General features: G+C 53.8%; 12 protein-coding genes. 6 read left to right on the top strand and 6 right to left on the bottom strand.

The genetic code is table 11. The features are described from left to right. Positions 1-221 precede the first annotated feature (221 nt). From J4G38_RS25255 to J4G38_RS25245, 3 genes are all read right to left on the bottom strand, one after another. Entirely contained in the window at positions 222-497 is a 276-nt protein-coding gene (locus J4G38_RS25255) for a hypothetical protein (RefSeq protein ID WP_226163848.1), read from the bottom strand. A gap of 94 nt (positions 498-591) precedes the next feature. Next, positions 592-1,353 carry a hypothetical protein gene (locus J4G38_RS25250; RefSeq protein ID WP_210521676.1) on the bottom strand — a complete coding sequence of 254 codons (762 nt, stop codon included), beginning with the start codon at positions 1,351-1,353 and terminating at the stop codon, positions 592-594. 22 nt (positions 1,354-1,375) lie between these two features. Continuing rightward, positions 1,376-2,371, bottom strand: a complete 996-nt coding sequence (locus tag J4G38_RS25245; protein WP_210521677.1) for a hypothetical protein — start codon at positions 2,369-2,371, stop codon at positions 1,376-1,378. Positions 2,372-3,292: 921 nt separating this feature from the next. Here J4G38_RS25245 and J4G38_RS25240 point away from each other — a divergent pair. Continuing rightward, a complete protein-coding gene (locus J4G38_RS25240) occupies positions 3,293-3,862 on the top strand; it encodes a hypothetical protein (RefSeq protein WP_210521678.1) in 570 nt (189 codons plus the stop codon). A gap of 392 nt (positions 3,863-4,254) precedes the next feature. On the opposite strand, the gene J4G38_RS25235 is transcribed toward J4G38_RS25240, so the two are convergent. Continuing rightward, a complete protein-coding gene (locus tag J4G38_RS25235) occupies positions 4,255-4,974 on the bottom strand; it encodes a hypothetical protein (RefSeq protein ID WP_210521679.1) in 720 nt (239 codons plus the stop codon). Positions 4,975-5,283: 309 nt separating this feature from the next. On the opposite strand from J4G38_RS25235, the gene J4G38_RS25230 reads away from it, so the two are divergent. From J4G38_RS25230 to J4G38_RS25220, 3 genes are read left to right on the top strand one after another with little or no spacing between them, the layout of a single operon-like run. Then, positions 5,284-5,781 carry a hypothetical protein gene (locus tag J4G38_RS25230; protein WP_210521680.1) on the top strand — a complete coding sequence of 166 codons (498 nt, stop codon included), beginning with the start codon at positions 5,284-5,286 and terminating at the stop codon, positions 5,779-5,781. Further along, positions 5,778-6,356 (top strand): recombinase family protein, encoded by a 579-nt coding sequence (locus J4G38_RS25225; RefSeq protein ID WP_210521681.1) that lies wholly within the window; start codon positions 5,778-5,780, stop codon positions 6,354-6,356. The genes J4G38_RS25230 and J4G38_RS25225 overlap by 4 nt, the downstream gene beginning before the upstream one ends. Then, positions 6,353-7,039: a hypothetical protein gene (locus J4G38_RS25220; protein ID WP_210521682.1), complete on the top strand. Its 687-nt coding sequence runs from the start codon at positions 6,353-6,355 to the stop codon at positions 7,037-7,039. Before J4G38_RS25225 ends, J4G38_RS25220 begins: the two co-directional genes overlap by 4 nt. A gap of 215 nt (positions 7,040-7,254) precedes the next feature. Here the strand turns inward: J4G38_RS25220 and J4G38_RS25215 are convergent, their stop codons facing one another. After that, positions 7,255-8,586, bottom strand: coding sequence for an ATP-binding protein (locus J4G38_RS25215; protein WP_210521683.1), 1,332 nt, complete (start codon positions 8,584-8,586; stop codon positions 7,255-7,257). 327 nt (positions 8,587-8,913) lie between these two features. Between J4G38_RS25215 and J4G38_RS25210 the strand changes: the two genes are divergently transcribed. Continuing rightward, positions 8,914-11,223 carry a DUF262 domain-containing protein gene (locus tag J4G38_RS25210; RefSeq protein WP_210521684.1) on the top strand — a complete coding sequence of 770 codons (2,310 nt, stop codon included), beginning with the start codon at positions 8,914-8,916 and terminating at the stop codon, positions 11,221-11,223. A 13-nt stretch (positions 11,224-11,236) separates the two neighbouring features. After that, complete coding sequence (locus J4G38_RS25205; RefSeq protein ID WP_210521685.1) at positions 11,237-12,364, top strand: PIN-like domain-containing protein; 1,128 nt, start codon at positions 11,237-11,239, stop codon at positions 12,362-12,364. Between the two features lie 14 nt (positions 12,365-12,378). Here J4G38_RS25205 and J4G38_RS25200 read toward each other — a convergent pair whose 3' ends face one another. Further along, complete coding sequence (locus J4G38_RS25200) at positions 12,379-13,305, bottom strand: tyrosine-type recombinase/integrase (protein WP_226163846.1); 927 nt, start codon at positions 13,303-13,305, stop codon at positions 12,379-12,381. Between the last annotated feature and the right edge of the window lie 140 nt (positions 13,306-13,445).

The following is a 13,445-nucleotide window of genomic DNA, read 5'->3' as shown; positions in this document are numbered from 1 at the left end:
GGAGAGTGGCGGGCGTACTGTCCAAATGCCATGTGGGAAGCAAAGGTCAACGTCAGCGCCAAGAAGAATTTTTGCATGAGGTCCGTAAATGAGCAGGAAACGTAATAGCTGCCAAAGAACGAGCTATTTCCACTACTATTAGTACGCTCTCAGACTAGAAAGTTTAGCTAAAGGGTCCGAAGGTAAACGCGCGCTGTTCAGTTTTTGGATGGTTTGCGCTTCTACCGCTTCGATAGCTTGTCTCTCAACCAGTAGAGCAGGATTATAACACCACTCGGCAGGGCAAAAAAACCCGCAAGCCCTACCAGTAGCACGAGCAGCACGAGCCAGCCGCTGAAAGTAATAATATCTCCGGCACCCAGTGCGGACAGCGGCAACCCAAGGGCTACCAGGTAAAGAAGAAGGAAACGTCGGAAGCACATCACCCAGGAAAAGGCCAGATGGGAGGGCGCATCAGGCGTGGCCGAAATTACAGAGCCAGAACTATATCTGTCCACGAAAATGGTGGGTCGGTGAACACAGCCCGTTCAAAAATAGGAGCAAATAGGCGAACTCGCGGGTAGTAAAGTAAAACACCCTTGCGCCTGTCCGTTAGTCGAGCGGCGCAATGGGAGGGACACCGGTCACGTACCAGCAACAGGTGCGGAAGTTGGCGCGGCTTTGGGAGTACATGGCCCGACAGACGGCACTAAACAGATTCCTTTTTTCTTGATTGCTGGACTTGGTAAGCAAGTAAATGGTGTACCACGGGTTATACCCTCCATAAGTCTTCTCGACCAGAAAGGAGTAGCCCCGCGGTTCAATAAAAAACTGCCCCATCGCCAGGGCGAACTGGTACGTCAAATCGATACGCTCAGGCTCGGGGGTCGACTTGCGTTTGACCAACGCTCGGATGGCATCATAAGCCGCCTCACAATCCGACAGGCGTTGAAAGGGTACCAACGGCCCCAGCCGGGCGCGCAAGGGCGTCAAATAAAATTCCGGCTCCTGTAAGAAAGCGGCAATGGAACGAGCATGCACCTGCGGCCAGGACAACCGCGGCTGGGGCACCGGAAAAAAATCATCGGCCACGCATTGGGCGAGCGCCGCCGGGTTGGCGAAGACAAACGCGGGGCCGTCATCGACTAATCCTGCTTCCAGGGTGACGATTTCGCCGCTCGGCAAGGGGTAGACATACACCCCGCGGTGGGGAAGCAGATGCTCGGGCTTCCAATCGCCTGGATTGAGTCCGTGCTGGGCCAGATAGGCCATGCCCTCTGCCATTGTGAGCTGGCGAACAGGAGAAGCAGGGGTTAGGCGAGGCATCAGCACAGGGCAAATGTGTTCAGGAAAACGGTGGGTCGATGAACGCATTTCGGAGCGTTAAATGGAGCTGCTACAGGTGAACTGTACCGTCGGGGGCGTCTTCCGGGGGCTTTACGCCGCCACTTTCGTGGGCGACGCCCAGTGGCGCGTCTCTGAACGGGGAGGCACTGGCGGCGTCGGGCCCGAGGTGGCGTTCAAACTGGTCGTGGATTACGCGGATGACCAAGCCGAACACGACCGCCGCCACGATCAGGGCCGGATTGAGGAGCCCACTCACGGAAAACGAGAGCCGGATCAAGATGGTGGAAATGACAAAGCCCGAGTTGCGGACGACGGCGTGGAATTCGTCGGTGTGAAAAAACGAGAGCAACAACAACAGGACGTCGGCGACGATGAGCACGGCGAAAAACTGCTCAAAAAAGATGTTGTTGATGTCCTGGAACGCGGCGTGCGCGGCCGCGGCGGGGCGCAGCGCGCCGGCCAGCCAGTGGACAAACGAGTAGCCGGCCAGGGCCAGCAAGACGGGCACGAGCGCCGTGGCCAGCGCTTTTTTGACGGCCACGAACCGCGCCACCCCGACGGGGCGGGCGCGGGGCCGGGCGCGCCGGTGCCGGTCCTGCCGGTAAAACACGTAGAGCAGGAAAAACAAGAGGGCGGAGGCCGCTAAGTCGTAGGTGAACTGCCGGTCGTGCGGGCTGGTGAACCAGTCGGCCGTCAGCGAGAGGGCGGCCAGGTCCTTGAAGGAGTGACGGATCAGGATCAGGGTGATGATTTCGTACTGCTTGCCCACGTAAGTGGTGATCGAGCGCGGCAGGTAGTAGACCAGCAAGTACACTTCGTAGACCAGGATGAAGGAAAAGGGCGTGTAGATGGCGGCAATCGGGTTACGCAGCAGCTCCGTGGGCGCGGGCACCACCAGCAGGCCCACCTCGACCGCCCCGATCAGGGCCAGGTGGACGAGAAAGCCGGCGATGGCGATCCCCAACACGGCGCGTTCGGCGCGTTTTTTGGTTTGGGCCGACAGCAAGGCGCGGTGGAGCGCCGCGAATTTTCGGGGGAGGGCCATGGGCGCGGGAGGAGTGGGCAGGAAAACGACGGACGGGAGCCGGCAACGGTTCTGCGGTCCCCGGCCGGCCGCGGTTGCGGGGGCGCGTGGCGGCGCCAATCGGTTGGCTCCCAGCGTCCCAGCAACCGGTGCATCGCCCAAAAGGTTAACGCCAGCGCCGAACGCGCGCCGGCCACGGCGGCCCGGGCACGTTGCGCCGAAGACCGGACCAGCGGGACCCCGCTCATGGAGTGGCACCACGGACCCGGCCACCCCGTCTGCGCGGCCCAAAAACGGCCCATTGGCGGCGCCACGGGCCGGGTAAGGCGCGGACAGGCAGGGTGGAAACAACCCCGGCCTTGGTTAAAAGTTTGGTCCAAAAGTCGCATTTGGCCAATGTCTTGGATTGAAAACAGCTAAAGGGGCACGAAAACGGCCCTTTTCGGGTACCAGCAAGCTTACCCTTAGCTCAGGCCCTCACCTGGCAGAAAAGCGGTACCCAAAACCGGTTTCTGAAATCAAGATACCGTTTAGGTGCTTCTAATGGCTTTCTGGTACGCAATTCGGGTCAGCTAGCTGGCAAATGCGACTTTTGGACCAAACTTTTAACCAAGGCCAACCCCCGCGCGGGGTGCGCGGTCCGGTGGACATTTAAGCAGCCCCGCGGAATCTACTAGGGAAGCAACGTTCAAGAAAACGGTGTCAAGGTAAACGCGCTGCGTTTAAAAATAGGAGCCTATTATCACTCGGCGGCATGACCCGGAGAGGTAACCAAGCGCCCCCAGCAGCGTCGCTGACGAAAAGGACCGGGTGAAAACCGACCAGTCGCCCCGCACAGCCGGTTTGCTGCCTCGCGGCAGGGCCTGCATCGGCCCCGCGAATGCTTGGTAATCAGCGGTTCTGCGTAGCTTTAAACCCTGGGTGTTCTTATCCTCTTTCGCCATGAATCGCCACGACGTCGCCGACCAGGAAGTGGTCCCCGCCCAGTTCATCGCCTTTGGGCTGGCCTGCGCGCTGGGCCTGCTCGGGGGCTTCTTTCCGCCCGCCGTTTCGGCTATTGCCTTCAAATTGGCCGATGCGGTGTTCATCACGGGCTGCGTGCTGGTGGCCATGAAGCTGGCCCGCAAGGGCTGGGACCTGCCGGCGGCGGGCTACACGGTGCTCTCCATTGCCTGGGGCGTGTTCTTTCTGGCCAAGGATTTTCGGCGGCTGGACGTCGGCAACGACATTTTCGCCTCGGCGTTCTACTTCTTGCTGCCTTCGCTGGTGCTGATTGTCTTTTACCAACCGTTTCCCCGCTGGATCAAGGCACTGACCCTGTTGGGATTGGTTCCTTCGCTCACGGAACTCGTCCTGTTAAAATCGGGCACCGGACAGGCATACGAAGACGTCGTGCGCACGACCGGCTACCAACTCATTCACTTGGTCAGCCTGGTCTGGGGCGCGTTCTTCTATTGGCAGTACCGCCGGGAAGTGCGCCAGGCCCGCCGCTCAGCCAGTGAAGCGGCCTGATGAAAATCATCCATGGCGTAGAAACAGCGGTGGCCGAAGGTAGATACCGTCGGCTTTCTATCGTTCACTTGAACGGTCGAATGACGTCGATGTACGAGCGAACGGTTGTGCAGTGCGTAACGGTTCGCGACTCGTTTCCCCGTGCAGATTCGTTCGCTAGCCGTTCGCTAGCCGTTCGCGAACGGCTAGCGAACGGCTAACGAACGGCTAGCGAACGAATCTGCACGGTAACCAAACGGCTCTCTTTCGCCCGACTAGCCGGCACGCCCTGCCCGTGCCCCTGGCGCGCATGTGCGGCTGAAACGGCCGGCGCTGGGGGGGGGCTAGCCCACGGGGTGTCGCGCTGGCCGCTTGCTCCGTGGACCTCAGGGCGGATGATCCGGGGCGGCTAATCAGGAGCGGGCGATTAGGTCGAGCGCGGTTTGGAGCTGGGCCCGGAACTTCTTCTTGAGTCCCAGCGCCACCGGTTCCTCCACCTCGTCCCACTCCGCGCCCGCCTCTTCGATCACGTCCGCCACGTCGCACAGGTCCTGCAAATGGGCGGCCACGAACGCCGGCCGGTGGGGGCCCGTGGCCAGGGGCTGATAAGCCGCGATGGTTTTCGCCACTTGACCGGCGAGGCGTTCTAGGTCCCGGCCGGTGAGCGCTTGCGTGTCGGCCGCCAGCACCCGCTCGATGCAGGCCGCGTACTGGCGCGGCAACTGCGCCACGGCGTGCTGCTCAACGGCGCGCGCCACGGCTTGCTGGAACTGCTCCGGGCTGAGCGGGGCGGGCCCCGCGGGCGCGGGCCGGCGCCCAATCGCTTCGGCCGCTTCGTCGTTCCCTTCCGCCCCATCTTCGAAAGCGTCCTCGTCTTCATCCTCGTCTTCGTCCTCGTCTTCGTCCTCGTCCTGGCCCGAACGCAGGGAGACGGCCGAATAGTACGGGCGCGGGCCGGAAGCCGCCCCGGTGGCGGAATGGAACCCCTCCTCTTCCGCTTCCCCCGCTCCCGCGGCTTCTGCCTGCTGGCGGCGAAACTCCTTGCTCTTGCAGCTGGGGCTGCAGTAGACTTTGTCGGCGCGGCCCGCCAGCGGCGCGGCACAATGGGCACAGGAACGAGGGGACGCAGGCATGGACGCGGGGGTAGGGGTGGTAATGCAGAACGGTCGCTGGGTAACGAGAACAGGGCGCGAACGGTTCGCTAGTCGTTCATTGCCTGCAGCTTAGCCGGTTGAACCGGGCCGGAGCCGTTCGCCAACGGGTTGCGAACCGTTCGCTGGAAGCGTTTGGGCACGCCATCACGCAACTAGTTCGAAAAACCTGCCGCAAAAAGGCCCGCCAAACAGCTGTTGAACGGGTCATTTGGTTGACTACGGGAGGTGTTCACAAATCAGTAGTTTTGCGAATCATCTTACCTTTTAAACCCATCGTTCCCTTTCCCTATGAGATTCCACGAGTACGCGCTACAGGAGGGCAATCATTTCATGGCTGTTGAATACTACGCCCTGATGCTGAATCGAACCTTCTTGGTCTTGGTAACGCCTACGCACCTGGTGGGCGTGAAAGTGAACGGGCTACTGAGTGCCGAGGGCGGCCGGGATCCGTTCACTAGAGCCATCACCCGGGTAATGGCGGTCCAGGACAAGAACAATCCCTACGCCTATGGCCGGGAAAAATACCTGAAGGAGGTGGACGAGCTGGACCTGTACGGGGCAGAAATTCTGGGGAAAAGCGGCGGTAATTTTCGGCTGGCCTACGGCGACATTGCGTCGGTGACGCACGACCCGCGCAGCAAGTGGGGCATGGGACCATACCCGCACGACGGCAAAGTTTACGTGACGACGAAAACGGGGCAGAAAAAGGAACTCATTCCGATTGGCCAGCAGGACGGTGCCGCGATTGCGCAGGCCATCCAGCAAAAGCTCGGGTCGCCGGCATGACCGCCGCCATCTACGCCCGCGTCTCGACCCGCGACAAGGGCCAAACCAACGACAACCAACTCCTCGAACTGCGCGCCTTCGCCGAGCGGCTGGGCTACCCCGTTTATCGGGAGTACTGCGACCAGGAAAGCGGCGGCACCGCCGAGCGCCCCCAGTTCCAGCAGCTTTTTGCTGATGCCCACCAGCGGCGTTTCGACGTGGTGCTGTTCTGGAGCCTGGACCGCTTCAGCCGGGAAGGGGTGGGGGAGACGCTCAACCATCTCCAGCGCCTGAACGTGGCCAGCGTGTCGTTCAAGTCGTTCACCGAGCAATACCTCGACAGCACCGGCCTGTTCCGCGACGCGATCATAGCCATCTTGGCGGCGATTGCCAAGCAGGAGCGCGTGCGCTTATCCGAGCGCATCAAAGCCGGGCAGGCCCGCAGTACCAAGAAACCGGGCCGTCCCAGGCTTTCGGCGAGCAAAGTGGCCGAAGTGCGTCGGCTGCGCGGGGAAGGACTCAGCTTCAAAAAGATTCAGCTGGCTACGGGCGTACCGGTGGCGACGATGCACAAGTATTTGGTGCCGTGTACATGAAGCGCTCCCGCATCCGTGACTTCCTGTTCTTTGTTGCCCTAATGGCCATCACCGGCTGTGATGACCATCACCCGCGGGCCACCCAATCGATGGGAAAACGCAGCCTTGGTTCGGTCATACAAAAGAGGCCGGGCGCCGGCATCGTACAAGCACTAACCAGGCTGGGGTACTTCCAGTACGCCAGTCCGGCACATGTGGCGGCGTTGAAACGGGAAGTGGCGGCCGCCTACGACCATGGACACGTCTTGACGACCGTAGAAGACGAACGGACCGGCGCGCCATATTGCTTCCGGCGCTACAACTGCGACGCCGAAGATTTATTCGAAGTGGGGGGCCTCGTGGACAAGCTCCAGGAAATCAAGCCGACGTTCGATAAAATGGGCGTGCCGTTGGTATGGGCGGACGATTCCTTCGCGGAAGACGGCAGCCAACACACCATTGTCCTGAACGGGAAGCTGTACACGGCATTCAGCGGCGATCCGGAAACGCCCGATGCCTGGGGCCAGGCGACGCGCAACTTCATCGCCATGCTGAATGAACAGTTGGCGCGGCACCATTCCCCCGAGCGGGTGTACCCCATGCTGGGCGGAAACGAGGGCTATATCATCTTTTTGACTACCCCGCTCTATCAGTTCATTAACGCCAACTTTGACGCGCATGACGGGCCGAGAATGCCTGATTAAGTTCACGTTTGACCTTGTCATGAGGCCGGGAAGGTACCGATATTGCTCACGTGGGGAGGAATAGCATACGCATTAACTAGTTGAAGGGACGCATCTAGTGAGCCCATTGTGAGCCCTTTCCCGGTAAGTAGACAATTGCCAAAAGTGCCGTTTCCAGCCTGTCAGCAGCTATTGCAGATTACTGCCAGGAAACCTATCCGCTTGGACTGAGCCCTTCATGAGCCCTTTAGTGTGTACTCCGTGCCCACCCCCGTGGTGCCTGATTTCTGGAGGTAACCGGCTTTCTCCAACTCGGCCAGGTAGCGGCTGGCAGTGGGCTTGCTGACCTTGGCCAATTGTTGAACCGTCGTATTCGTTAGGGCACCCCGGTCCTGCGCATGCAACACCAAAGGAATGAATTCGGCCCGCAACCCCTGGCTTTGCAGGTACGCGGCGGTGTAATAGCAGAATTCCACGGCGAAGCCGGCCGCATCGAATGAATAGCGCGGGGCCGGCAGGTGGTGCGCACGGCACTCGGCCATCATTTTCAGCGTGCCCCGGCCCCACGATTCGATGTAACCGGCCCGGAACAGCGTGTTGGCCAGGTCAGGGTTGAAGGGCCTGGACGGGTGCTTACGCTGCAGATGTTCCACCGTCCAGTGCTCTGGCAGATGGCCTTCGTTCCAGAAGAGTAGGCGGTTTTCGTACACGCTGATTTGCACTGGAGTGCCACCGCTGTAGTCTTTATGGGCCAACGTGTTGAGCAACGCCTCGCGAAGGGCCGCTTCGGGGAAGGGCCGTTCCTCCACGCGAGCGGCGCCTTCGTAGCGTATCTGTGCAGTGAGGTATTTGGTTTGTAGTAGTTCCAACGTCCGGTCTACTTGTAGCATTAGGGGGCCGTGCACCTCGTCTTGGTAGCGCAAGTCCTCGTCGGAAGCGAAGTAGCCAATCTTGACGTAGGCTCCGGTGACAAATTTTTCCGGCGTGGGATGAAACAGTAAGACTGCTGCTCGTTTCAAATATTCCCCATCGGTCAAATGCAGGTTGTCGAGCAGCGCCTCGTTGCTGTCGTGCAATACGTCAGCATCAACGCGGCCACTGCGCGCAGCGCGTTGCCGGAACAGCGCAAAGGCCGCAGATTCCAAGGCAGCCGCGGCGACGCCTGGTACGGGGACACCATCCCAGTGCTTGCCCTGTTTGCGCAGCAGAAACTGGTCCAGCGTAGCTCCCTTGAGTTCCTGCTTGGTACTCCCGCTGCGGTAGTGGTACTGGCCTTTGTAGCTGATGGGATAGGGATAGGCGTCGACCACGATGTCAAGGTACTCGCGCGCGCCCTCGCTACGGCTGTGGACGTCCACCAAGATGCCGAGTAGGTCCCGCACTTTATTGGGAATCTCTTCCAGCAGCTGGCGCCGGTTGTCAATGCCGACCACTTCGCCCCGGTCGTTCTTGCCGATGGTCAGCGTCCCGCCGTGGGCATTGGCAAAGCCACAGAGCCATTTGAGGTACTCATCGCGCCAAGATTCTTTCCATTCAACGTGTTGGCTTTCGTGGGCGGCCGGGGACATAAAGGCAAGAATGGGTACGATCATGCGAAAGTAGGGCATGGCACCCACTCATTGGTCGCGGCCGACACCCGGCAAAACTTGTGGAGGGGTTGGCTCACCTTGAGCACCGATAATCAGTCTTGTTGGCACTATTATGCTTGAGTACAATGTGCTTAATGCTCAATTTGTCAGGCACTTAAGATGGAAAGTGATAGCGGCTGGCTATTGCTGAAAGTGAAAATCTACATGAATGTCACTTATGTGATTTACATCTCTATGCAAATTCATCCGGTGAACACTAGCTTTACGACCCAAGATAAAAGCTGAATCACATTAACTTAGGTTGTAATGAACAGTAACGAAGCTTTAAAAGAGACGGAACAAGCTGTGTTTCAGGATATATTCAAATACCAGCTAAAGATTGAAAGCAAGGTTGTTTCTGTAGAGACCCTGTTCGTTAATGAACGTAGGACTAGCCGTACCAATTACCAGCCTTCCTATCAAAGGAATTATGTTTGGGATGATGATAAGGCAACCTATTTTATTGAAAGCATTCTGCTTGGGACAGAGATACCACCAATTATTTTCTTTTTGTCAGGCGAACAGATTGAAGTCATTGACGGCAGGCAGAGATATGAAACAATACAAAGATTTATAAAGAAGAAATTCAAGCTAAAAGCTAAAGGCCTATTAAAACTTAAGGATCTTAAAAATAAGGATTTTGACGACTTAGAAGAGGCCATAAGGAACATATTCTGGGAAACCAGGATCAGATTGATTGAATTTAGCTTCATAAACCCTTCCGCTGTTACTCTAGAAAAAGAGGACTTAGTTAAAAGGGAGATTTTTAAGCGATATAATTCAGGGATCACCCCGTTAAAATCAGTTGAAATCGACAAAGCCAAGTATGAAGAAAATGGCGTTAATGCGTTTATAAAGAAGAAATTCTTTTCTAATGATAATTTTAGAAAGGCATTTGCTGATATTTTCTTCTTTGATGCCCCCTATGATATTGAAAAATTCCTGAAACGACTGAGGCAGCACCTTGTTATTCCATATATTCCCATTAATTATTACTCTAACTCAAAAGCCGAGATAATTGAACGTTTTTTCAACCATATATCTGACTCTACAGAAGATATTGAAGGTTTTTATCTAGAGTTGTCTAATAAAGTTTATTTGACTAGGGTTATCAAAGAATACCTGTTGGAGGCAAAAGTGCCAGTTAATAGGTTGATGGTTGAATGTTTATTTTGGGCTATACAAATAGCTATAAAAGAAGGGTATGATGCTAATGAGGTTCTCATCAAGCCAAATGTCCTTGAATTGATAAGGGAGCATTGTACTGTTAACATAGAGAGTTATAGTCCTGTTGACAGTAATTTTTACAAACAGATAATTGAAAGGTATACTAAAATGAGTGAGCTTTTTGCACACTTATTCAATATAGACTTTGATATCTATTTGACGAATAGTGACTCATTTAGAGAGAAGAATAAAGCGTTGTCTCATGTTACAACTGATGCATCCTCTCTTTCGAAGTTTAAATCACTTCGCTTAAATAAGCCAGATGCATCTTCTTTCACTATTGACGATATATGCAACCAAATGTCTAAGGACAGGTTTTTGATTCGTCCTACGTATCAAAGAAATGAGGTCATAGACAGTATCAAATCATCAGCGATTATTGAGAGCATCTTATTAGGCATTAAGCTGCCTCCTATCTTTATTTTTAAACGGGACGATGGTGTTTCAGAGGTTCTTGACGGTCAGCAACGTTTGTTGTCAATATTAGGGTTTTTAGGCAAAACCTTTATTGATGAGAATAAAAGGACTGCTAAATCCAAGAAGGATAAGTTTTCCTTAAAAAAACTCGCGATATTAACAGAGATAAATGGGAAAAGATTTGATCAGATTTCAACCTCATATCAAAATCGAATCCTAGATTTCGATTTGTGGATTATTGAAATAAATGCTGAGAGCAACAAGCATTTTGATCCAATAGATTTATTTATCAGATTGAATTATAAGCCTTTCCCAATACTGGCTAATACCTTTGAAATGTGGAATTCCTATATCGATAGGGGTATTATTCAACAAATCAAAGACATTTACAGCCAGACAAAAGGGTGGTTTTATTTGAGAAAAGACAACAAGAGAATGGAAACAGAGACGTTGATTTCGTTTCTCGCCTATTTTGAATACCTGTCCAGAAGCGAAAGCGCTAATCGCGAAATTCCTAATGCGCTCTATATTTATAGAAGTGGCTCAAAGGTTAACATACGTATAAAGTCTAAAGAGGAAATCACCAAAACTCTTGAAAATCCACTTGAAAAGCAAGACTTTATAAATAGCTGCAAATTATTGCATGATCATTTCATAGAAAAGGTAAGGACTCTGATTACAGACGATGCAGATGCAACTGACGAAGTTAGGGTTGATGCCTTAAACGAATTAATGAATGTCGCAAAAGGCAAAGTAAGACGCTATCAGAGCTTTTACGCTTTATGGGTAATACTTCTAAACGTATCAGTTGACGACATAAAAGATAATAAGTCTGCTATACGCAGCAAAGTAACTAAAACCATAAAAGACATGAAAACGGCGAGGGATGTCAAGCAATTTAAGTATGACGCAGAAAACTTCTCTTTTGCTTAAGCACTTCTACTAGATGAAATCGCTGTTCACTGAGCACCTCCATCACGATGAAACCTACTTCCAGAATTTGTGGGAGCGATGTGTATTTGTTTTTGATGCTAACACTTTATTAAACTTTTACAGATACTCTCAATCAACATCTCTTGAATTAAGAGAAGCTTTGAGTTTGTATTCTGAACGCGTTTGGTTGCCTAATCAAGTCGTTGTTGAATATTTCCGCAATAGGCTTACTGTTATAAACAGCCAGAAGAATAACTACAACGAGCCATTAAAAAATCTTAATGCAATCAAGGAAACTTTCTCAAGCCGAAAAGGGCACCCATTCATCAGCCAAGAATTACTCGATAAGTTTGAAGATTTTCTTTTAGGGCTTAATACTGAGTTTATGGCTCAGCAAAGCCAACTTGATGGACTTATTCTAAATGATGAATTCAGCAAGTTTATTATCGACTTATTTGATAATAAGGTAGGTAAGCCATTTCCGAATGAAAAATTAGTAGAAATATACAAAGAGGGGAAAATAAGGTACGAGAATAAGATTCCCCCAGGCTTTGGTGATAACAAACCAGAACCAGATAGATATGGAGACTTGGTGATCTGGAATCAGATAATTAACAAGTCTTTAGATGATAAGATTGATATTGTGTTTGTAACAGATGATGAAAAGAAAGGCGATTGGTCATTGCTTCATTCAGGGAAGAATTTAGGGCCCTTACCCAGTTTAAAGAAGGAATTCAATGCACTTACTGGCAAGGATTTTCACATCTACCCAGCTTTTAGATTTTTGGAGTTGGCATATGAAAATAATAATAAGCAAATAAATGTAAAGGCGGTAACTGAAGTTAAAGAAGTTAGCAGATATCAAACAGTAGATGCTGCTAGTACTGAAGTGCATCACTACGAAATTCAATTCGACATTGATTTTGCTTCTAGCAAGACAACTGTGGACAAATTCAATTCAGAACTAATCAGTACTGGATACAGTGTGGAATTTCTTAACTTGGAAAGTAATCAAAGCACGAGGTTTGTTATCCGTTTGCCATTTAACGACTTAGTTCGACGCTTTAAAGAGAGGTTAGATATTTTATTAAAAAAGCATGATTTAGTTTTGATTGATATCATAGTTAAGCAAATAATGTAATCAATTTGGTCAAATCACAAGCCCAGTTCCTTGGCCGAGTTGTGCTGGCGGACGTTGTCGAGGCGGGTGTAGCGGCGGATCATCGCCGAGGTCTTGTGCTTGGTTTGGTTCATGACCTTGGAATCGTCGGCCCCGTTGAGCTTGGAGACGGTGACAAAGGAGGCCCGCAGTGAATGTGCCGTGTATTGCGGCCCCAAATACTGCTGGGCAATCAGGTTGATGTACTTGGTGGTCATCCGGCGCGTGGTCAGGTGCTGGTTTTTGCGCAGGGAGACGAACACGCACCCCGTTTCCCGGTCGAGCACCCGCAGCCAGGCCTGCAGCGAGCGGATGGGGCACAGGGCCGGGTCGGGCGAATAGAAGATGGCCTTTTCTTCGGCCTGGCCCAGCTGGTTGGTTTTGCTCTTGTCCAACGACACCACGAGCCCTTCTTCGTCGAAGACCAGGTCCTCGATGTTGAGGGCTTCGAGCTCGGAGCGGCGAAAGGCCCCGGTGAAGCCCAGCAGCAGCAGTGCCCGGTTGCGCAGCCCGGTGGGCGTCGTCACGTCGATGGCGCGGATGGTGCGCTTAAAGCTGGCCAGCGTAAAGGCCGCGGCCTGCTTGATGCGGGTTTTCTTCTCGCGGGCGATGCCCTTGAGCAGCACCTTCACTTTCTTATCGGCCGTGGGCGAGTCCAGGCCGGCCAGCTCGTGGGCCTTGGCGATGGCCGCGGCGTGGCGCTGGATGGTGGCCACCTTCTTGCCGGCATCGGCCAGCTCGGTGAGGAACCCCGCCAGGGCCTCGACCGGCGCCGGCAGCGAGACCAGCTGGTGCAGCGCGCACCAAGCGGTGAAGCGTTGCCAGTCGCCGGCGTAGGCGCGGATGGTGTTGGCGGCCCCGCGCAGGCCGGACTCGACGTAGCGCGTGCTGGATTCAATCAGGTGTGCCGGCACTTGGGACACGGGAGATTGGGGAATGGCCAGGGCGTTCTGCACAGGGACTCGCTAAAGGGGGTAGATGCATCAAAACACACACGCTTTCTGCCAGCAAGATAAGGCCCGATAACTTAATCTTATCAGGCCTTATGTCTCCTTGGTGCAGG

This window comes from Hymenobacter terricola (genome assembly GCF_017921975.2).
GTDB classification, from domain to species: Bacteria; Bacteroidota; Bacteroidia; order Cytophagales; family Hymenobacteraceae; genus Hymenobacter; species Hymenobacter terricola.
Note: the sequence above shows the minus strand (reverse complement) of the source record. Positions and strands in the feature narration are given on the sequence as shown.

What these genes read in the sequence shown, in the direction of transcription:
- J4G38_RS25250 (WP_210521676.1), bottom strand. Translation starts at nt 1,353, where the DNA reads ATGCGTTCATCGACCCACCGTTTTCCTGAACACATTTGCCCTGTGCTG.
- J4G38_RS25245 (WP_210521677.1), bottom strand. Translation starts at nt 2,371, where the DNA reads ATGGCCCTCCCCCGAAAATTCGCGGCGCTCCACCGCGCCTTGCTGTCG.
- J4G38_RS25240 (WP_210521678.1), top strand. Translation starts at nt 3,293, where the DNA reads ATGAATCGCCACGACGTCGCCGACCAGGAAGTGGTCCCCGCCCAGTTC.
- J4G38_RS25235 (WP_210521679.1), bottom strand. Translation starts at nt 4,974, where the DNA reads ATGCCTGCGTCCCCTCGTTCCTGTGCCCATTGTGCCGCGCCGCTGGCG.
- J4G38_RS25230 (WP_210521680.1), top strand. Translation starts at nt 5,284, where the DNA reads ATGAGATTCCACGAGTACGCGCTACAGGAGGGCAATCATTTCATGGCT.
- J4G38_RS25225 (WP_210521681.1), top strand. Translation starts at nt 5,778, where the DNA reads ATGACCGCCGCCATCTACGCCCGCGTCTCGACCCGCGACAAGGGCCAA.
- J4G38_RS25220 (WP_210521682.1), top strand. Translation starts at nt 6,353, where the DNA reads ATGAAGCGCTCCCGCATCCGTGACTTCCTGTTCTTTGTTGCCCTAATG.
- J4G38_RS25215 (WP_210521683.1), bottom strand. Translation starts at nt 8,586, where the DNA reads ATGTCCCCGGCCGCCCACGAAAGCCAACACGTTGAATGGAAAGAATCT.
- J4G38_RS25210 (WP_210521684.1), top strand. Translation starts at nt 8,914, where the DNA reads ATGAACAGTAACGAAGCTTTAAAAGAGACGGAACAAGCTGTGTTTCAG.
- J4G38_RS25205 (WP_210521685.1), top strand. Translation starts at nt 11,237, where the DNA reads ATGAAATCGCTGTTCACTGAGCACCTCCATCACGATGAAACCTACTTC.